The sequence below is a fragment of the Streptomyces sp. NBC_00557 genome (assembly GCF_036345995.1).
Lineage (GTDB): Bacteria > Actinomycetota > Actinomycetes > Streptomycetales > Streptomycetaceae > Streptomyces.
This window is the reverse complement of sequence record NZ_CP107796.1, coordinates 3,568,830-3,587,505: the sequence shown is the minus strand read 5'-3', so window position 1 is coordinate 3,587,505 and position 18,676 is coordinate 3,568,830. Positions and strand designations below refer to the sequence as shown.

19 protein-coding genes are annotated in these 18,676 nt (G+C 69.5%); 11 read left to right on the top strand and 8 right to left on the bottom strand.

Going from position 1 to position 18,676, the window contains the following annotated elements:
• The first annotated feature begins 21 nt into the window (after positions 1–21).
• Together OG956_RS15315 and OG956_RS15310 are read left to right on the top strand one after the other, a co-directional pair.
• Positions 22–1,524, top strand: a complete 1,503-nt coding sequence (locus OG956_RS15315; RefSeq protein ID WP_330338528.1) for a restriction endonuclease subunit S — start codon at positions 22–24, stop codon at positions 1,522–1,524.
• Positions 1,521–3,056, top strand: coding sequence for an HsdM family class I SAM-dependent methyltransferase (locus OG956_RS15310; RefSeq protein ID WP_330338527.1), 1,536 nt, complete (start codon positions 1,521–1,523; stop codon positions 3,054–3,056). Before OG956_RS15315 ends, OG956_RS15310 begins: the two co-directional genes overlap by 4 nt.
• Positions 3,057–3,113: 57 nt before the next feature.
• On the opposite strand, the gene OG956_RS15305 is transcribed toward OG956_RS15310, so the two are convergent.
• Positions 3,114–3,305, bottom strand: a complete 192-nt coding sequence (locus OG956_RS15305) for a DUF397 domain-containing protein (RefSeq protein WP_330338526.1) — start codon at positions 3,303–3,305, stop codon at positions 3,114–3,116.
• Positions 3,302–4,141: a helix-turn-helix domain-containing protein gene (locus OG956_RS15300; protein WP_443065562.1), complete on the bottom strand. Its 840-nt coding sequence runs from the start codon at positions 4,139–4,141 to the stop codon at positions 3,302–3,304. The genes OG956_RS15305 and OG956_RS15300 overlap by 4 nt, the downstream gene beginning before the upstream one ends.
• A gap of 112 nt (positions 4,142–4,253) precedes the next feature.
• Here OG956_RS15300 and OG956_RS15295 point away from each other — a divergent pair, with 112 nt between their 5' ends.
• The 4 genes from OG956_RS15295 to OG956_RS15280 all read left to right on the top strand — a co-directional run bounded on the left by OG956_RS15295 (position 4,254) and on the right by OG956_RS15280 (position 7,706).
• A complete protein-coding gene (locus OG956_RS15295) occupies positions 4,254–4,712 on the top strand; it encodes an ATP-binding protein (RefSeq protein WP_443065678.1) in 459 nt (152 codons plus the stop codon).
• 267 nt (positions 4,713–4,979) lie between these two features.
• On the top strand, positions 4,980–5,960 hold the full coding sequence (locus tag OG956_RS15290; protein WP_330338523.1) for a helix-turn-helix domain-containing protein: 981 nt from the start codon (positions 4,980–4,982) through the stop codon (positions 5,958–5,960).
• A gap of 71 nt (positions 5,961–6,031) precedes the next feature.
• The gene (gene dprA, locus OG956_RS15285) at positions 6,032–6,916 is read left to right on the top strand and encodes a DNA-processing protein DprA (RefSeq protein ID WP_330338522.1); all 885 of its coding nucleotides are present in this window, start codon (positions 6,032–6,034) and stop codon (positions 6,914–6,916) included.
• 13 nt (positions 6,917–6,929) lie between these two features.
• Positions 6,930–7,706 carry a hypothetical protein gene (locus OG956_RS15280; protein WP_330338521.1) on the top strand — a complete coding sequence of 259 codons (777 nt, stop codon included), beginning with the start codon at positions 6,930–6,932 and terminating at the stop codon, positions 7,704–7,706.
• Positions 7,707–7,781: 75 nt separating this feature from the next.
• On the opposite strand, the gene OG956_RS15275 is transcribed toward OG956_RS15280, so the two are convergent.
• A complete protein-coding gene (locus tag OG956_RS15275) occupies positions 7,782–8,867 on the bottom strand; it encodes a lytic polysaccharide monooxygenase auxiliary activity family 9 protein (protein ID WP_330338520.1) in 1,086 nt (361 codons plus the stop codon).
• 204 nt (positions 8,868–9,071) lie between these two features.
• Complete coding sequence (locus OG956_RS15270; RefSeq protein WP_330338519.1) at positions 9,072–10,064, bottom strand: phospholipase D-like domain-containing protein; 993 nt, start codon at positions 10,062–10,064, stop codon at positions 9,072–9,074.
• Positions 10,065–10,305: 241 nt separating this feature from the next.
• Between OG956_RS15270 and hemB the strand changes: the two genes are divergently transcribed.
• From hemB to OG956_RS15255, 3 genes are all read left to right on the top strand, one after another.
• Positions 10,306–11,298, top strand: a complete 993-nt coding sequence (hemB, locus tag OG956_RS15265; RefSeq protein WP_330338518.1) for a porphobilinogen synthase — start codon at positions 10,306–10,308, stop codon at positions 11,296–11,298.
• Positions 11,299–11,606: 308 nt separating this feature from the next.
• Positions 11,607–11,972 carry a DUF805 domain-containing protein gene (locus tag OG956_RS15260; RefSeq protein ID WP_330338517.1) on the top strand — a complete coding sequence of 122 codons (366 nt, stop codon included), beginning with the start codon at positions 11,607–11,609 and terminating at the stop codon, positions 11,970–11,972.
• Between the two features lie 114 nt (positions 11,973–12,086).
• On the top strand, positions 12,087–13,451 hold the full coding sequence (locus OG956_RS15255; RefSeq protein WP_330338516.1) for an aminotransferase-like domain-containing protein: 1,365 nt from the start codon (positions 12,087–12,089) through the stop codon (positions 13,449–13,451).
• A gap of 13 nt (positions 13,452–13,464) precedes the next feature.
• Here the strand turns inward: OG956_RS15255 and OG956_RS15250 are convergent, their stop codons facing one another.
• A complete protein-coding gene (locus OG956_RS15250; RefSeq protein ID WP_330338515.1) occupies positions 13,465–14,283 on the bottom strand; it encodes a DUF4253 domain-containing protein in 819 nt (272 codons plus the stop codon).
• 142 nt (positions 14,284–14,425) lie between these two features.
• Here OG956_RS15250 and OG956_RS15245 point away from each other — a divergent pair, with 142 nt between their 5' ends.
• A complete protein-coding gene (locus OG956_RS15245; RefSeq protein ID WP_330338514.1) occupies positions 14,426–15,580 on the top strand; it encodes a hypothetical protein in 1,155 nt (384 codons plus the stop codon).
• 27 nt (positions 15,581–15,607) lie between these two features.
• Here OG956_RS15245 and OG956_RS15240 read toward each other — a convergent pair whose 3' ends face one another.
• Positions 15,608–16,009, bottom strand: a complete 402-nt coding sequence (locus OG956_RS15240) for a VOC family protein (RefSeq protein ID WP_330338513.1) — start codon at positions 16,007–16,009, stop codon at positions 15,608–15,610.
• A gap of 73 nt (positions 16,010–16,082) precedes the next feature.
• On the opposite strand from OG956_RS15240, the gene OG956_RS15235 reads away from it, so the two are divergent.
• A complete protein-coding gene (locus OG956_RS15235) occupies positions 16,083–17,066 on the top strand; it encodes a helix-turn-helix transcriptional regulator (protein ID WP_330338512.1) in 984 nt (327 codons plus the stop codon).
• A 10-nt stretch (positions 17,067–17,076) separates the two neighbouring features.
• On the opposite strand, the gene OG956_RS15230 is transcribed toward OG956_RS15235, so the two are convergent.
• Positions 17,077–18,477, bottom strand: coding sequence for a HEAT repeat domain-containing protein (locus tag OG956_RS15230; protein ID WP_330338511.1), 1,401 nt, complete (start codon positions 18,475–18,477; stop codon positions 17,077–17,079).
• Positions 18,478–18,487: 10 nt separating this feature from the next.
• Positions 18,488–18,676, bottom strand: coding sequence for a hypothetical protein (locus OG956_RS15225; protein WP_330338510.1), 189 nt, complete (start codon positions 18,674–18,676; stop codon positions 18,488–18,490).

Here is an 18,676-nt window from a genome sequence, read left to right as displayed (position 1 = left end):
CTGCCGAAGGGGTGGGTTTGGGTGGCGCTGGATGACGTTGCTGAGTCTGTACGTAACGGAATCTTCGTCTCCCGTCCGGGTACGGAACCTAATGGTGTGCCCATTCTGCGTATTGGGGCAGTTCGGCCGCTTCGTTTGGACTTGAGCGACCTCCGATACAGTGGTGAATCAGCGGAAGATCTCCGGGCCGGTGACCGCCTGGCGCTGCCGGGAGATCTCCTTTTCACGCGATACAACGGCAACCCGGAACTGGTCGGGGCATGTGCAGTTGTTCCTCCTGCGGCACCTACGCTTACGTACCCGGACAAGCTCATTCGGGTACGCGTTGATCGACGGTTGGCGGTGCCCCAATTTTTGGCCTACGCGTTCTCGTGGCAGGAGACTCGTGCTCAGGTTCGTGAGCATGTGAAGACGAGTGCTGGACAGGCTGGGATTGCTGGAGGCGAGCTAAAAAAGATTCGGCTTCCCCTGCCCCCGCTGGAGGAACAGCGGCGTATCGTTGCTGTGCTCGATGAACACCTAGCCCAGCTGGTGCGAGCACAAGATCTTCTAAGGTCTAACCTGCGCAAGCTCTCGGCATACGGTGATCGTTTGCTCCTTCAAGCTGGCACTGGTCAGCTTCTTGGGCTGCCTCCTTCCGGTGATCAGCCTGCCCCTTCCGCTGCCGATTGCATCGATGGCGACCTCCCGCCGTTGTCCGAAGGGTGGACCTGGCGACGCCTTGGTGAGATCGCCGATGTGGTTGGTGGCATCACAAAAGACGCCAAAAAGCAGTCAGATGCCGAGTTGCCGGAAGTGCCTTACCTCCGAGTGGCTAATGTGCAACGTGGACGCTTGGATCTGTCAAACATCTCCTATATTCGCACCACGCCTGAGAAGGTGGCCGCGCTGACCCTTCAAGCAGGCGACGTACTGTTGAATGAGGGCGGAGATCGGGACAAGCTCGGGAGGGGATGGATTTGGGAAGGTCAGATCGAGAAGTGTATCCATCAAAACCACGTATTTCGGGCGCGGGTTCGTGATGGTTTGCTCGATCCCAAGATCCTTGCCTGGCATGCAAACAGCTTCGGGCGCCGCTGGTTCGAGGTGAATGGAAAGCAGAGTGTGAATCTCGCCTCGATCAGCCTTCGGAAGATCAAGCAGTTCCCTGTGCCGATCCCCCCTCAACCTCTCCAGGGGCGGATTGTCCAGGAAACCGAACGTCAACTGTCGGTGCTTGAAAATACGGAAGCGGCTGTCCGGTCTGCGCTGGTTCGTTCTGAAGTCCTTCGCCGCTCCCTGCTTACCGAAGCCTTCGCCGGTCGGCTGGTCTCCCAAGCGCCCTCTGACGAGCCCGCTGAAGCCCTGTTGGCCGGTATCCGCGCGGAGCGTGAGGCCGCCCGGGCAACCACAACCCGTCGGCGACCACGACGAGCCCCTGCTCAGCGGAAGAGTGTCCCGGACGCACCGCCCGCACCCCGGCCCAACGCCCCCGCGCTGTCCGCTGCCACTCAGCCCACCCTCGACCTGGAGATCCCCTCGTGACCACGACCGAGGCCCGTCGGCTTGTCGACAAGCTCTGGAGCTACTGCCATGTCCTGCGTGACGACGGCGTCTCCACCATCGACTACGTTGAGCAGTTGACGCTTCTTGTCTTCCTGAAGATGGCGCACGAGGCGCAGACCCGTCCCCCGATGTTCCGCGAGCAGATCATGCCCGAGGGGTCGGTCTGGGAGAACCGTGGGTGGCCGGAGCTGTTGAAGTACGACGGTGCCGCGCTCGAAGCCGCCTATACGGAACTGCTCGAAGACCTCGGCGCCCAGCGGGCCGGGACCACCTTCCACCTGATCTTCAACGGTGCCCGTAACCGCATCCACGACCCCGCCAAGCTCAAGCGCCTCGTCAAGGATCTGATCGACAAGGAGAACTGGTCGGGTCAGAAGACCGACATTAAGGGCGATGCCTACGAGGAACTGCTCTCCCGGGGTGCAGAGGACATCAAGTCCGGCGCCGGACAGTACTTCACCCCCCGCTCGCTCATCCAGGCCATCATCGACTGCGTCCGCCCGACCCCGGACGACACGATCACCGACCCCGCCTGCGGAACCGGCGGCTTCCTGCTCGCCGCCGCCGAGTACATCCTCCACGAGTACGGCAACCAGCTCACCCCCGAGCAGCGCAAGCACCTGAGCAGCGGCGGTATCTGGGGCACCGAGCTGGTGAGGAACACCGCCCGTCTCGCCGCGATGAACCTCTTCCTGCACGGCATCGGCCAGCCCACCGGCCCCGCGCTCGTGCGCACCAAGGACGCCCTCGCCGCCCCACCCGACAAGCGCGCGAGCCTGGTCCTGGCCAACCCGCCCTTCGGTAAGAAGTCGTCCATCACCGTCTACGGCGACGACGGATCCGCCGCACGCGAAGCCATCGCCTATGAGCGGCGCGACTTCTGGGTCACCACGACCAACAAGCAGCTCAACTTCGTCCAGCACATCGCCTCGCTGCTGGAGATCCACGGCCGGGCGGCCGTCGTCGTCCCCGACAACGTCCTCTTCGAGGGCGGTGCGGGTGAGACCATCCGCCGACGCCTGCTCAAGGAGTACGACGTCCACACGCTGCTGCGCCTGCCCACTGGCATCTTCTACGCGGGCGGCGTCAAGGCCAACGTGCTCTTCTTCGAACGCAAGCCGGCCCGCCCCAACCAGCCGTGGACCGAGAAGCTGTGGGTCTACGACTTCCGTACCGCCCAGCACTTCACCCTCAAGCAGAACCCGCTCACCCGGGCCCACCTGGAGGACTTCGTCCAGTGCTACAGCGCTGACGACCGCTCCAAGCGCGTCGAGACTGAGCGTTTCAAGGCGTTCACGTACGACGAGCTGGTGGCCCGCGACAAGGCCAACCTCGACATCACCTGGCTCCGCGACCCGAGCCTCGACGATGCGGACAACCTGCCTGCGCCCGAGGTGCTGGCTGCTGAGATCGTCGAAGACCTTCAGGCGGCGCTTGAGGAGTTCGCCGCGATCGCGGAGACGTTGCAGCAGGCGCGCAGCAAGGGCGAAGACGTATCGGTCGCCGAGTGATGCATCTGGATGCGGCCCGCACCCTGTCAGTGGAGCGCGGGCCGCGTTCCTCAGCCTTCAGCGGGCGGCGTACGGCAGGAAGGCTGACCAAGTGGCGGACGTCAGGGCGAGTCGGGGACCAGTGGGGTTCTTGGAGTCGCGGACGAGGACGTGGTCCGAGATCGCGGCCACTTCGACGCAGTCGGGGCCCTCGTCCGTGCTGTAGCTGCTCTTTATCCACTCCAGCTCAAGGGTGTTCTCGGGGGTCATGTCTCTCCAAGCACCTTCTCGATGAGGGCCTTCGACTCTCGGGTACTGAGAGCCTGTGCCCGGATGATCCCATAGCGCATGTCGAGGAGCTGCACCTCTTTCGGGTCGGTGATCACCCGGCTGATGTGCTGCACCTCCACGTGCCCGGCCGTGGTGCCGTCCTTCAGCCTGAGTAGTCTGAACGAACCAGCGAGCCCCGGGTTCTCCTCGTGCCCGAGCGGCAGCACCTGGAGATCGACATTGCGGAACTCGGCGAGGTCCAACAGCCGTTGGAGCTGACCGCGCATGACCATCTTGCCCCCGATGGGGCGTCGTAGCGTCGACTCGCACTGAACAAAGCTGAAGACAGGGCGTGCCGTTCTGCCATTGATGATCTCCTGGCGTGCGACGCGCGCCGCCAGTCGCTGCTCCACCTCCTCCTCGGTGAAGGGGGGACGTCGGGCACTGAACACGGCCCGCGCGTACTCCTCTGTCTGCAACAACCCGTGCACGACCGAATTGTTGTAGGCGCACAGCTCGGTGGCCTCCGCCTCCAGCTTTTTGAGGTCCCGCACCTTCTTCGGATACCGGACCTCCGCCAAGTCCCTCTTCATGGCCGCGATCCTGCCGCCCGCACCCAGCGCCTCATCCGCCGCGTCCAGGTACTCCGGTCGTGGGATCCGCCGCCCCCGCTCCACCGAGGAGACGAGTTCCTCCCCGTACCCGATGGCCGCTCCGAACGCGGCCTGGGTGAGGCCGGCCGCCTCCCGCCACAGCTTCAACTGCCGTGAGACCGTCCGCATGACTGCCCCGGCCTCCTCGTCCTCCGGCCTCGCATCCCAGTCGCTCACGTACATCGTCCTCCCGTCACCACTCACCCCGTACGGCCCGGACGCAACCGCACACCACGCGGACAGCCCCCGTCCGCACGGGCCGCCGCTCTTCACAGGCTAAGCACGCTTGGACACGCTGAGTGACGTGAACGAGCGAATCTCCACCCTCCCCATTGCGGCGCGCCAGTTCCGCGTGCCCCTCTCCGCGACCCGACGCGGTGCCCGCCTCGGCCGGCTGCTCGCAACCGAGCAACTGCGCTCCTGGGGGCTGCCGTTGGACCCAGCCCGGCTGATCGTCGCAGAGCTGACGGCGAACGCCGCGCTGCACGGCCGGGTTCCGGGACGGAGCTTCCGGCTCGCTCTCACAGTGACGGTCGAGGGCGTTCTGCGAATCGAGGTCACCGACACACGTAGTGACGTACTGCCCGTTCCACAAACTGTCGCCACTGGACCGGCCGAGTCGGGCTACGGCCTGCTGCTGGTCGCGGAGTTGGCGGACCGGTGGGGCGTACGGCTCGGCCCGGTGCCGTGCAAGACGGTGTGGGCGGAGCTGGATCCGGCGACCGGCGCCAGGAAGGGCGTACCACGGTCGTAGGCGACCCGGGGCTGCGGGCTGTAAAAGACCAAAGAACCCGGGGAAATAACCAACCAACCAAACCAAACCCGGCATCCGTCACTCGGGCGGGTGAAAGTGGGCGGTCTGGCTGGCGTGGCGGCGGTTCGGACGTGCAGGCTCAGGCCGAGGCGATCGAGGCATATGCACCTCACCAACGCGCTGACAATCCCACACATGCATCGGCCCCCGCCGGGACGGCAATCCCAGTGCGAGGGCCTGACCAACGAGGAAGAACAGACCTTCCCCATGGCTGAGAAGAAGCCTAACGCCGCCCCGCGCCCGATTCACGGTGTTCGACGATCCACCACCCCCTCCGGTGTCATCCACGTACGCACGTACCAGTCCGGTCAGTACGTCGTCGTCGGCAACCACCTCGCCCAGCACCGCGAGCTGTCGCTGACCGCCATCGGGCTCGCCACCCACATCCTCTCGGTGCCCGAGGGCACCCCGGTCGACATCCGCAGCCTCGCCGAACGCTTCCCCGAGGGGCGGGACCGGATCGCCTCCGCGCTGCGGGAGCTGGAGGCGCACGGCTATCTGCGGCGGGTCCGGGAGCACACTGAGTCCGGTCGGCTGGTCACGCGTACATACGCCCACCACACCCCGGTCGCCGCCCCGGCGCCGCTCCGCGTGGCCGGACACCCTGCGCCGACCCGTCGTACCGGAGACCGTCGGCTCAGCGCGGGCACGAATCTTCCGGCAGCGCCCGAGGAGGACGACCAACCCACCCAGCCGGACGCGCCCGAACCTGCCCCCGCGCCCGTGGTGGCGCCGAAGCCGGCCGCGACGCCGGAAGCGCATGGCCGCCCTCGCGACCCCTGCCACGACAAGGCAGTCACCCTGCTCGCGGGCCTCCGCAGGACCGATGACCGGCTCATCCTTTCCCGCCGTGACGTGGACCGGCTCGCGCCCGCCGTCACCGCCTGGTTCGACAGCGGGGCGACGGCCGCGGTCATCCACCACGCCCTGACCGCCGACCTCCCCGCCGTGCTGAAAAGCCCGGCCAGGCTGCTCGGCTACCGGCTGGAAGCGCTGCTCCCGGTACCGCTCCCGGCCCGCCCCGCGCCCCGGCCGGACACTGGCGCGGAGGCCGGAGCCGGCCGCAGGCGTGATCCCCTTCAGAACTGCGACGGCTGCGACCGCGCCTTCCGCGCCCCACACCCGGGCCGCTGCCGCGACTGCCGCGCCGCCCGCACAGTCCCGAAGGAGAACGCATGCGCCGCGTGAGTCTGCTGCACCAGTCCGTGCCGTCTGCGCAAGCCGCCTGCGTCAGGGGGAGCCGTTCCTATACTTGCCGCATGGACCAGGACCTGGAGCGGGCCGCCCTCGTCGCACTCCTGCGGCGCGGCGACCGTCCATGGTCCGAGGTGACCGACCAGGTCGAAGCGGTCGGAAGCGCCCGCGACGTCCTCGAGGACGCACTCGACCGTTCAGGCCAGGGGAAGCTCTTCGACACCGGCCCCTCGGCCGACCTGGACAGTGTTGCGTCGGAGATCGCCGCCTGGGAGCGCGAGGGCATGCGGCTGGTCACCATCCTGGATGACGACTATCCGCTCTATCTGAGGCTGGTCCACCAGCGGCCCCCCTTTCTCTTCCTGAGGGGACGGACCGCCGACGACGACCTTCGTGTCGCTGTCGTGGGCACCCGCACTCCCACCCCTGAGGGCGTCGCCCACGCTCGTGCGATCGCGGGTGGTCTTGCCGAACGTGGCGTCACAGTTGTCAGCGGGCTGGCTGCAGGCATCGACACCGCTGCGCATGGCAGCGCTCTGGCTGCCGGTGGCCGTACCGTCGCCGTGATCGGAACCGGCCTGCGCCGGGTCTACCCGCCTCAGAATGCTCAGCTCCAGCAGGAGATCGCCGAGAAGGGGCTGCTGATCTCCCAGTTCTGGCCGGACGCTGCTCCGTCGAAGACGTCCTTCCCCATGCGCAACGCGGTGATGAGCGGTTACAGCCTGGCCACCGTCGTGATCGAGGCCGCCTACCGCAGCGGCGCCCGCATGCAGGCCAGGCTTGCCCTGGAACACGGTCGCCGGGTGTTCCTCATGCGCTCTCTGCTGACTCACACGTGGGCGAGGGAGTACGCCGCCAGGCCCAACACGACGGTGATCGACGGCCCCGAAGACGTCTTCAGCCACCTCGACTCTCTCGTCCCCACCACGGGCGAGCTGACCTGGCGCTAGCCGGCGGACCGGCGTGGCCACCGTCGTCGGGCTGTCCGCCCGCTACGCCAACTTCCTGGTCCACCCGCTGCTGCCCGGCCCGGGCGTGTGCCGGGTCTGTCGGGGTCCCGCCAAGATCGGGTATTACCTGTGCCGCCCCTGCAACGAGACCACCAAGCTTCTCGGGACGGGGGTGGCTGACGCCGTCGTCCCGGTCAGCCTGGCCCTCAAGGGCGAGCAGTATGCCCACGAACTCTGGCGGTACAAGAACGCGGTCGGCCGTCAGCAGCAGTACTTCCGCATGGGGCTGGCAGCCGTGTTATGGCGTTTCCTCGCCCAGCACGAGGACTGCATCAGGGCTCGCTGTGCGGTGTCCTGCTTCGACAGCGTGACCATGGTGCCCAGTACCAGCGGGCGTCCGGGTCATCCCCTCCGTACCATGCTCGCCGAGATGGTCGGTGTCACTCGCGCCCGTTATCGTGATCTGCTCGTTCCGACACCCGAGGCCGACGGCCTGGGCCGGGCGGCCTCTTCCGGGCGCTATGAGGCAGTGGCCCTCCGGGGCGAGAACGTCCTGCTCATCGATGACACCTGGGCCACGGGCAACCACGCGCAGTCCGCGGCCGCCGCACTGAAGGCGGCCGGTGCCGGCAGCGTGGCCATCGTGGTCCTCGGCCGCCACCTCAACATCGACTACGGCAACACGGCCGATCACGTCGAGCAGGCACGCTTACGACGCTTTTCCTGGGACGCCTGCGCCCTGCGTCCCTGGAGCCATCCGGGTGGCGTCTCCGGGTCCGGCGTTCCATGACCCCGTGCGCGTGCGGACGGCGGCTCGTGGGAGTTCCCCGCGGTGGTGCCCACGGGCCGCCGTGTCAGGGTGGGGCTACGGGCTCGTGCAGGTCAGGGAGTCCGACGGGAGGTTGTTTCCGGAGGACGTCGCGATGAAGCCGAACGTCGTGCTGCCGTCCGCCGGGACGGTGCGGTTGTAGTCGGCGTTGGTGACCGTCACCGCCCCGTTCGTGCCCTTGGACAGGACGCCGTTCCACACGCTGCTGATCGTCGTGCCGCTGCCGGGGGTCCAGCCGACGTGCCAGCCGCTCAACGGCGACGTGCCGTGGTTCATGACCGTGACCGTCGCCTGGAAGCCGCCGTTCCAGGAGCTGTCCACGCTGTAGGCGGCCATGCAGGAACCGCTGCCGTTGTCCGGGGGCGGGGTGGTACCGCCGCCGTCCGGGGGCGGGGTCGTGTCGCCGCTGCCGCGGATGCCCGTCACCTCGCCGTGGCCGCCGTCGAAGACGATGTCGGAGCAGGAGAAGAAGTTCTCGTTGCTGTCCGACCGCACCCACTGGACGAACAGCAGCGCGTTGCCCGACCGGCCCGAGGGCAGGGCCTGGTTCCAGTAGTAGTGGCCGCCGTCCGTGCCCGGCGAGCCGGACGCGGGCGGGTTGGTGACCGTCGAGAGCAGTTGCAGGTCCGACCAGGCGAGCGGGGTCGTGGGGGACCAGCCCTGCTTGGTGATGTAGACCCGGAAGTCACCCGGGTGCGCGGCCCAGTTGCTGTACTGCAGCTGGATCGTGGAGCCCGAGGTCAGGTGCGTCTTCGGCCAGTCGTCGCGGGCGAGGTTGTAGCCGCTGAAGTCGTACGGCGACTTGTTGCCGGCACTGCAGATGGTGCCGTCCGGGACGTAACCCGCGCCGCGCCCGGCGGCGTTGGAGTCCAGCACCGCGAACCAGTTGTAGAGGGAGGTCGCACCGCTCTGCGCGATGGCCGCCGCGCAGGCCGGGTTGGTCGGGTCGACCGCGCCGGTGCTCGTGATGGCGTCCTTGTAGCAGAGGTAGGTGCGTGAGCCCGGGAACATGGCGACGCCGTGGGCCGACGCGGCTCCCGTGCCGTAGATGACCAGCCCTAACGCGGAGAGCATGGTGGCGACTGCCGCGAGCAGCGCCGACGTTCTGCTGCGTCTGATCATGGGGGGAGTGACCCTTCGCAGAGGGACGTACAGGACGTGAGGGAGTTATGGGAGCGCTCCCATTGTTCGGGAGGGTAGAGTGACGCACCTCATATGTAAACCGCCTGGACGAAATGCTCTTGGTGCGGCGGAAAACGATCGGCCCGGGTGGGGCGGTCGAAGCCGCGCCAACCGGGCCGAGCGGTGGAGCCTGTACGAGGGCACTTACGCCGGCGTGCCACCCGCGTAGTCGCTGTTGAACGTCGTCTCGACGGTCTGTGCCACCGGTTGGGCCACGCCGGTGCCGGTGAGGATGATGCCCAGCTCCCGGTTGTTGCTCAGGGAGTTGCTGCTGATGTTCATGGAGCCGGCCTCGACCTCCTGGGTGCTCAGACCGTAGTCGGCGACCATGGCCTTGGCGTGGATGTAGAAGCCGTTGGGGTCGGAGTAGCCGACGACCGTGCCGCCCGCGGCCTTGATGGCGGAGACCTGGCTGGAGTAGCTGGAGGGATTCTCCAGGACCACGCGGACCTTCACGCCGGCCTTGGCGCGGGCCACGATCGCGTTGACCACCGTGCTGTCGCTGAACTCCAGCTCCTCCACGTCCAGGCTCTTGGTGGCGGAGTTGATGAAGGACACCAGGCGGTTGCGGGAGTCGGTCGGGGACCAGAGCAGGTGGTCGCCGTCGGTCGGGGTGACCGACGTCGCCGTGTAGTCGGCGTTGAAGACCTTCTCGATGGCGGCGACGTCGCGGGTGTCGTCGGTGAAGACGCCGTAGTCGCGGCTGGTCGTGTAGTACTGCGAGGTCAGGTTCCCGGTCATGATCAGGGACTTGACGCCGTCGACCGTGATCGTCTTCTGGTGGGTGTAGACGTAGGCGGAGGACGACCAGACCACGCCTATGCCCGCGTTCTTCAGGGACGTGTAGGCGGAGTTGTTCGCGGACTGGTGCTGGCGGTCGAGGATGACGCGGACCGTGACACCCTTGTTCTTCAGGGCTATGAGGTCGTTGACGGCCGTGGTGTCCTCCAGCTCGTACATCGTCATGTCGAGCGTGCTGGTGGCCGAGTCGATGAAGTCGTAGATCGTGGGCTGGCTGCCGCTCCGGGAGAAGGCGAACGCCGAGTAGCTCGCGGCGTTCGCGGGGACGGCGGTGGCGACGACGGCGGCGCCGGCGGTGACGGCGACGGCCGCGCGGGTGAGGACCTTCCGCAGCATGCGTGACTCCTGGGTGAGCGCACGGGGAGGGGGTGGCGCGTGCATGACACCACGCGCGTAGAACGCTGGGGAGGCCGTGGGTTCCAGGGATGACCAGGGGACCGCAAAGACTTCGTATGGCGGGGCCGGTTTGCCCGTGAATGGGCTCGCTGAGGGCCGCCTGGGAGCCGCCTATGAGCCGCCGCCCAGACCGACATCTAGTCGGCAAAGGCGCGGGCCGGGCGGGCGTAGCGTAGAAGGCATGACGAAGTACGGATCCTTCCCCGGTACGCGTCCCCGGCGGCTGCGCACGTCGCCCGTCATGCGCCGCATGGTCGCCGAGACGCGACTGCACCCGGCCGACTTCATCCTCCCGGCGTTCGTCCGGGAGGGCGTGAGCGAGCCCGTGCCGATCGCCGCCATGCCCGGTGTCGTCCAGCACACCCGCGACAGCCTGAAGAAGGCCGCGCTGGAGGCCGTGCAGGCCGGGGTCTCCGGGATCATGCTGTTCGGCGTGCCGGAGGAGGCCAAGAAGGACGCGCAGGGCACGGCCGGCACGGACCCGGACGGGATCCTTCAGGTCGCGCTGCGCGACGTGCGCGCCGAGGTCGGCGACGAGCTGCTCGTCATGTCCGACCTGTGCCTGGACGAGTTCACCGACCACGGGCACTGCGGCGTGCTGGACGCCGAGGGACGGGTCGACAACGACGCGACCCTCGAGCGGTACGCCGAGATGGCCCAGGTGCAGGCCGACGCCGGCGCCCATGTCGTCGGGCCCAGCGGGATGATGGACGGCCAGATCGGCGTCATCCGCGACGCGCTCGACCAGATCGGGCGCGAGGACGTGGCGATCCTCGCCTACACCGCCAAGTACTCCTCCGCCTTCTACGGCCCCTTCCGCGAGGCCGTCGCCTCCTCGCTCCAGGGCGACCGCAAGACCTACCAGCAGGACCCGGCCAACTGGCGCGAGTCCCTGCGGGAGCTGGAGCTGGACCTGGCCGAGGGTGCGGACATGGTCATGGTCAAGCCGGCCGGGCCGTACCTCGACATCCTCGCGCGGGTCGCGGACGCCGTGGACGTGCCCGTCACCGCCTACCAGATCTCCGGCGAGTACGCGATGATCGAGGCCGCCGCCGAGAAGGGCTGGCTCGACCGCGACCGCGCCATCCTCGAAACCCTGACCGGCATCAAGCGGGCGGGGGCGCGGAACATCCTCACGTACTGGGCTGTCGAGGTGGCGCAGAAGCTGCACTGACGGACACAGGAGGAGGTCGTTCCGGTACCGAAGTGGTGGCGGAACGGCCTCGGTTGACCGTCGGTTGGGTAACGGAACGAGCTCGGCGCCCCCAACGGCCCGCCGCCGTAGGGGAAACGGCCCGTGCTCGCGGGGGGATCTGTCCGGAAACCGATGTTTGAGACGGGGTGATTCCGGCTCAGCGGCCGGGCCGGGACGCTGACCTGGGCTCCCCGATGCGAATGACGGGGTCTCGACAAAGCTCTACCCTCTGCGCTGGCCGGATCCGGATCACGGACGGCCTGAACATCGATCCCAGGGGGGTTGTCATGAGCTGGTTCCTCGCCGCGCTCAAGAAGTACGCGGTCTTCAGCGGGCGCGCGCGCCGCAAGGAGTACTGGCTGTTCATCCTGTTCATGTACATCATCTACGCCGTGCTGGGAGGCATCGCGGCCGCGACCAAGGCGTCGGCCCTCTTCGCTCTCCTCGGCATCGTCTACCTCGCCTTCCTGCTGCCGGCCTGGGGTGTCGCCGTGCGCCGCCTGCACGACACCGGACGCTCCGGCTGGTGGCTGCTGTTCGGGATCGTCCCGCTCGCCGGCCCCATCACCCTGCTGGTCTTCTTCTGCTCGGACAGCCAGGCGGGCGCCAACCAGTACGGCCCGAACCCCAAGGAGACCCCGGCGTTCGCGTAAACGCCCGGCGGCCGTGCGGTCCGGATCGCGGAACGAACCGGTGTACATGGCACCTTGATCCGTAGGCTCCGGGGTGGTGGAGACACCGCCCCGGAGCCGAAGGAGAGCCGCGCCATGACCGTCACCGAGCCCGCCGCCCCGAGTCCTGGCGCCGCCGCAAGTCCTGGTGCGGCTGCCCCGATTCCCGGTGCCGCCGGCGTCGAGTCGGCCTACCCGAGCGGCGCCAAGACCGGCGCCGAGCCCGTGGTTCCCAGTCCCGCCGGGACCGTCGCCGAGTCTGCCCCGGCTCCGGCGGAGCCGGCCCGTGCCCCCGTCCCGCCGCTCGCCGCGCGTGCCCGTACCGTGGGCGGCTCGCCGGTGCGGGACATCCTCGCGGTCACCGCACGTCCGGAGATGATCAACTTCGCGGGCGGGCTTCCGGCGCCGGAGCTGTTCGACAAGGACGGCATAGCCGCGGCGTTCGAGGAGACCCTCGCGCGGACCCCGGCGCAGGCGCTGCAGTACTCCACCACCGAGGGCGAGCCCACGCTCCGGGCCGCCCTGGCCGCGCGGGCCACCGCCCGGGGCCTGCCCACCACCGCAGACGACCTGCTCGTCACCACCGGCTCCCAGCAGGCCCTGTCCCTCCTGGCGACCGCCCTGCTCGAACCCGGCGACACCGTCCTCGTCGAAAGCCCCTGCTACCTGGCGGCACTTCAGGTCTTCGGCCTCGCGGGCGCGCGCCTCGTGCCCGTGCCCGGTGACGCGGACGGCGTGGACCCGGCCGCCCTGGAACAGGCGATCCGCCGCGAACGCCCCAAGCTGCTCTACCTCGTCCCCACCTTCCAGAACCCCACCGGCCGTACGATGCCCGCGCCGCGCCGCGCCGAGATCGCCGCCGTGGCCGCCCGCGAGGGTGTGTGGATCGTCGAGGACGACCCCTACGGCGAACTCCGCTACGACGGCCAGCCCGTCCCCTGGATCGCCTCCCTCCCCGGCGCCGAGGACCGGACGGTGCTCCTCGGCTCCCTCTCCAAGGTCATGGCCCCCGGCCTGCGCCTGGGCTGGCTGCGCGCGCCCGCCGAACTGCGCCGGGCCTGCGCGGTGGCCAAGCAGGCCGCCGACCTGCACACCCCGACGCTCAACCAGCTCGCAGCCGCCCGCTATCTGGACGTCCTCGACGCCCACGTGAAGCGGGTGCGCGCCGTGTACGGCGAACGCCGGGACGCCATGCTCGCCGGCCTGCCGGCCGCCCTCCCGCCCGGCTCGCAGTGGGACAGGCCCGAGGGCGGCATGTTCCTCTGGGCGCGCCTGCCCGAGTCGTACGACACCCTCGCCCTGCTGCCCCGCGCGGTCGAGCAGAACGTGGCCTACGTGCCCGGCGCGCCCTTCTACGCGGGCGCCCCCGCCCCCTCCACCCTGCGCCTGTGCTTCGTCACCCAGACGCCGCAGGAGATCGCGGAGGGGCTGCGCAGGCTGGGGCGGGCCCTGCAGAGCTGACGGACGTGCGCCCTCAGTCCCACCAGAAGGTCCAGACGGGCCGTCCGACCAGCCCCTTCGCATACGTGCGCACGGTGGTCTCCTCGCCCTGGAGCACATTGTCCGGGCAGAACGCGAAGTGCTCCGCCGCCACCGCCTCGGCGTCCTCCTGGGTGGCCGGCGGAGCCGCCACGGAGACGACGAGGGTGTCCAGGCCGAGAGCCACCACCCGTATGCCGAAGCGGTCCTCCCAGGAACGCAGCACCGCGCACATCCGGGCCACGTCGCTCTCGTAGTTCACCGGACCCGTCCAGCCGATCGCCGCCGGGATGTCCGCGGACCGGCGCGCCGGCACCAGGGCGAGGTGCCCCTCTTCGATCGCCGCGCCCCGGCCGCCCTCCAGCCCGTCGGCGATCTGCGCGGCGCGGGTGTCCGGGTCCGCGGCGAGCGAGCCGGCCGGTGCGAGACCGGGCCACGCCTCACCGAACGGCTCGATCTCCTCGGTGAGTTCGCCGTCCTCCGTCTCCTCCTGCCAGTACTCCGCCAGGACGTCCTCGGCGTCGTGGTCACCCGGATACGACGTCTCGCCGGGCAGCAGCGCCCAGTCCTCCAGCCGCCCCCGGGACACGCCCAGGTCTATGAGCACCGGCAGCAGACCGGCCCGCGCCGCGGGCGCGCCCAGTGCCTTCCACGTGCCCGGCGCGGCGGGCTTCTCCGCATGCCACAGCAGCGGTTCGTGCCAGGGGCCGTCGTACGCCAGGTCGACCAGCCGGCCGGGAGGGAGCCGCAGCCCCAGGGAACGACCGCTGGGGTCGGTGGCCAGCCTGGGCAGCGGGTTCGGAAGAGTCGCCATACCCGTGACTGTAAAGGCCGCCACTGACAACGCCGTTGACCGTCCGCACCCGAGGAACCCATGACGCCCGAACCCGCTCTTACCGGGTGGTGTTGTGATGGGCGGGACACGGTGGCCGGCGTGACGGGAAGGACGGAGGAACGTGCGGATCGGGCGTTACCGGGTGCGGTGGCACATCGTGCTGCTCACCCTGTGGACGACCGTCTGGTTCGCCGTGGCCGAACGGCACGCGGCCGTGTCCTGGCACTATCTGCGCCAGGGCGAGCAACTGCTCTTCGGCCTGGCGAACGGCGGCGGACTCGCCCTCTACGCCAACCATCCCGAACTGCAGATCGGCCCCGTCAGCTTCCTGGTCGCAGGGCTCTTCGCACCGTTCCCCGCCGGCCTGGGTGAGAAACTGGCCGACGCGTTCATGTCCGGCCTCGGCCTGTACATGCTCGTCCTGGTCGGCCGCGCCGCCGCCGACCACTACCTCGGCACCGGCGTCAACCACAGACGCCTCCAGCAACGCGTCCTGGTCGCCGGAGCCGCCTTCATCCCCATGTGGGTCGAGGTCGCGGTCCGCTTCGCCCACCTCGACGACGTCCTCGCCCTGTTCTTCACCACGCTCGCCGTCCGCGCGCTGGTCCGGGGCAACGCCACGGCGGTGGGCGTTCTCCTGGCCCTCGCGGTCGACTCCAAGCCCTGGGCCGTAGGCTTCCTGCCGCTGCTGCTCGCCCTGCCCCGCCCGGCCCGCCTGCGCGCCGCGGCCTGGACGTTCGGCCTGGTGGCGGTGGCCTGGCTGCCCTTCTACCTGACGCATCTGGAGACCCTGCACGCGGCCCGCTTCACGATCCCCAACCAGCCGGCGTCCTCCCTGCGCTGGTTCGGCGTCGACGACCCCCAGACCCCCTGGTGGGACCGCCCCGCCCAGATGGCCCTCGGCATGGGCCTGGGCGCGCTGGCGGTACGGCGCGGCCGCTGGCCGGCGGTGGTGTTCCTGGCAGCCGACGCCCGCATCCTCCTCGACCCCAGCGTGTACACGTACTACAACGCCTCGGTCCTGCTGGGCACCCTGATCTGGGACTCGATCGGCCAGCGCCGCCTGGTTCCGTGGGTCAGCTGGATCGCGCTCATCTCCCTGTACGGCAGCGCCCTGCTGATCCCGTCGGACGCCACCCGGGGCTTCATCCGCCTGACGTTCTGCCTGGGCTCGGCGGCGTACGTCCTGCTGTGGCCCCAGCGCCCCCCGCGCGGCAACCGCCGGCGCCCCCGCCCCGGCCGCGAGCCGGTGCAGGGGGCGCTCGTCAGGAACTGAGAGGGGCGCGCATCGGAAACCGGAGTCTCAGACGAGCGTCGTGATGCAGAACGGGTGCCCGGCCGGATCCAGCAGCACCCGCCACCGGTCCCCGCCCGGCTGGAACTCCGGCTTCTCCGCACCCAGTTCGAGCAGCCGCTTCTCCGCGGCGTCCAGGTCGTCCACGCCCAGCTCGATGTGGGCCTGCTTCTCCTGGGCCGGGTCCGGCCAGGTGGGCCGGCGGTAGTCGGCGAGGCGGTTGAAGCCCAGGCCGGTCGAACCCTCCTTGCCGAGGAAGACGAAGTCGTCGCTGGAGAAGGCGACGGACATGCCGAGCAACTCGCTGTAGAAGCGCGCCATTTCGGCGGGATCGGCGCAGTCGAAGGTGACGGCGGCGAAACGGAACGCGGGGGTGGACGAGGTTTCTGTGATCGTGGTCTCTGCGGTCATGGGGAGGACGGTAGGACATGACCAGGACAGTTCCGGTCCTGGTCGCGCACCGGCCTCTGACAGACTTCCCGCCGTGCTGAGCTCCTCCGCCCGCCTCCTGCGCCTGCTGTCCCTGCTGTCCGCCCGCCCTTCCTGGACCTGCACGGAGCTGGCCGAGCGCATGGAGGTCACCGACCGCACGGTCCGCCGGGACATAGCGCGGCTCCGGGACCTCGGCTACTCGGTCGACTCGGAGGCCGGCCCCTGGGGCGGCTACCGCCTGCGCGCCGGATCCCGCGTGCCGCCGCTGATCCTGGACGACGAGGAAGCCCTGGCCGTGGCGGTCGGTCTGCGCGGAGCCGCACTGAGCGGCGCGCTCGGCGGCGACCAGGCGGCCCTCTCGGCGCTGCTGAAGCTGCGGCAGGTACTGCCCCGGCACATCGCGGACCGCCTCGGCGACCTGGACGACGCCTTCGTACGCCTCCCGGGGACGGACGGGACCGACACACCGCACATCCGCCCCGGCCTGCTGCTGGAGCTGGCCGTCGCCTGCCGGGAAGGACGCCGCGCCCGGCTGTCGTACACCGACGGGGAGGGCAGGAGCACGACCAGGGACGTGGACCCGTACCGGCTCGTCCACACGGGCCGCCGCTGGTACTTCGTCGCACGGGACGTCGCCCGCGCCCAATGGCGCACCTTCCGCGCCGACCGGGTGGACCGCCTCCAGCCCACCGCCCACCCGGCGGACCTCACCGACCCACCGGACCCGGCCCACCTGGTCTCCCGCAACATCGCGAACGGCCCCTACCCCCTCTCGGCGACCATCCGCCTCCCCCTCCCCCTGAACGAGGCTCTGCGGCTGATCCCACCCACGGTCGGCACCCACCGCCCCGACGGCCCCGACGCGACCGTCGTCGACGTGGGCGGCCCCGACCCGGACGGCCTCGCCCGCTACCTCCTCACCCTGGGCACGCCCCTGCGCGTCCTCACCCCGGACGCCGTACGCCGGGCGCTGGCCCGTCGTGCGGGGGAGCTTGCCACGGAGAACGCGGAGGATCCGGAGGCGCCCACCGGCTGACGGACCGCGGTCAGATGGCGTACGCCCCCGTGCTCGGCTTTCCGTGCTCCCGCGCGTACGGGGTGAGGGCCACGAGCCCGGCTCCCCGTACGGTGGTGTCCGGGCCCAGGTCGAAGGGACTGACGCCCAGCCGGCGTGCCAGCTCCGGCGCGAGGTACGGGGCGAAGTCCGCCCACTCCTCGTTCTCGTCGCCGTCAGCGGGCTCGTCGCCCACCGGCGTGACGCCTTCCTCGACGCAGGCGGCGCGCTCTTCCGGCAGGGGCGGGCCCAGCGTGTACCGCGCGTCGTCCTTGTCCCAGGAGCCGCGGCAGCGACGTACGACGTCGCCGTCCGCCGCGACGAGCCAGCCGGAACCGCCGCCCTGTTCGCCGAAGTAGTACGCCTGGGCCCGGCCGTAGCGGCGGCTCAGTTCGGTGACGACGCGCAGCACGTCCTCGGCGCGCTCCGGGTCGACGGGGTTGCACCAAGGGCCGAGGACCAGCGTCCAGCCGTCGACTTCCGGGGTGACGTAGACCCTGCCGTATTCGGCGCCGTCGTGGCTGTCGTGGGCGCCGACGCTGAGGCCCAGCGCGAACGTGGCGGGGCGCGTGTCGAAGAGTTCGAGCACGTCCACGATTCCTTGCTGATCGCCGCCGGGGACGGCGATCCAGGACGTGAAGCAGGCGTCCAGGGGACGGGCCTGGTCGTACGGCAGCTTGACACGGATGAGCCGCTCGACGGCGGCGCGGTCGGCCGCCGACAGCGCCTCCTCGCCGCCGACGGCAGCGAGCACGGAGAGCGCGCGTGCCCGGAGCCGGCCTGGTCCATGGGCGCGCACCCGGCGCAGAGGTTCGACGACACCCGGGCCCAGCATGGTCAGGACCCACATCACCCGCTGGGCCACCTCTGGGTCCGGATCGGCGAGCAGCGGGATCAGTGCGTCGATCACGCGGCCGTAGTCCACGCCGGGGTTCGGCTCCCTGCCGTAGGCCACCGAGCAGGCGGACTGGATGCCGAAGGCCGCGGACTGGCGTACGGACGCGGAAGGGTGACTCAGCGCTTCGAGATAGCGGTCGACCGTACCGAACCTCGAGAAGGCTCCGCTCAGGCGGCGCCGCGATTCCTCGTCCGGTGCGGCGGCGAGGGCGGCCAGCACCTCGTCGTAGGCGGCCGGCCCGATCCGTTTCGACAGCACCGTCTGTATCTCCCACGGCGGTACGGGTGATGCCGTGTCCGACAGCTCCGTGATCAGAAGGCCCACCACCACCGACGGTGCGAGCGCGGCCAGTCGCTCCCGAGCCGCTTGCTGCTGGTCCCGGTCGGCGAGCGCCTTCACCACTTCCGCCGCGGTCTGTTCCCAGACGGGGGGCTTCCAGGGGCTCAGGACGGTTTCGGGGAGTGACAGCCCGATGAGCGGGCGTGGATTCTTCACCGCAGCGGTCCTACCAGATCCCGTGCTCTACTTCCTCGAGCGACAGATTCCACTGCGACTCCTTTTCGGCGAACGGCGTGGGATCGAAGGCCCCGACCACTTGCCTGAAACGTTCGGTGAGTTCCGCAGGGTCGACGTTGTTCTCGTGGTCGACTTCCAGCTTTCGGAACTCGATGAGGCTGAAGAGCAGCGATTCCAC

Excerpts from the sequence above, each read along its gene's own strand:
- OG956_RS15305 (WP_330338526.1), bottom strand. The coding sequence starts at position 3,305 with ATGACCCCCGAGAACACCCTTGAGCTGGAGTGGATAAAGAGCAGCTAC.
- OG956_RS15300 (WP_443065562.1), bottom strand. The coding sequence starts at position 4,141 with ATGTACGTGAGCGACTGGGATGCGAGGCCGGAGGACGAGGAGGCCGGG.
- OG956_RS15290 (WP_330338523.1), top strand. The coding sequence starts at position 4,980 with ATGGCTGAGAAGAAGCCTAACGCCGCCCCGCGCCCGATTCACGGTGTT.
- dprA (WP_330338522.1), top strand. The coding sequence starts at position 6,032 with ATGGACCAGGACCTGGAGCGGGCCGCCCTCGTCGCACTCCTGCGGCGC.
- OG956_RS15275 (WP_330338520.1), bottom strand. The coding sequence starts at position 8,867 with ATGATCAGACGCAGCAGAACGTCGGCGCTGCTCGCGGCAGTCGCCACC.
- OG956_RS15270 (WP_330338519.1), bottom strand. The coding sequence starts at position 10,064 with ATGCTGCGGAAGGTCCTCACCCGCGCGGCCGTCGCCGTCACCGCCGGC.
- hemB (WP_330338518.1), top strand. The coding sequence starts at position 10,306 with ATGACGAAGTACGGATCCTTCCCCGGTACGCGTCCCCGGCGGCTGCGC.
- OG956_RS15260 (WP_330338517.1), top strand. The coding sequence starts at position 11,607 with ATGAGCTGGTTCCTCGCCGCGCTCAAGAAGTACGCGGTCTTCAGCGGG.
- OG956_RS15255 (WP_330338516.1), top strand. The coding sequence starts at position 12,087 with ATGACCGTCACCGAGCCCGCCGCCCCGAGTCCTGGCGCCGCCGCAAGT.
- OG956_RS15250 (WP_330338515.1), bottom strand. The coding sequence starts at position 14,283 with ATGGCGACTCTTCCGAACCCGCTGCCCAGGCTGGCCACCGACCCCAGC.
- OG956_RS15240 (WP_330338513.1), bottom strand. The coding sequence starts at position 16,009 with ATGACCGCAGAGACCACGATCACAGAAACCTCGTCCACCCCCGCGTTC.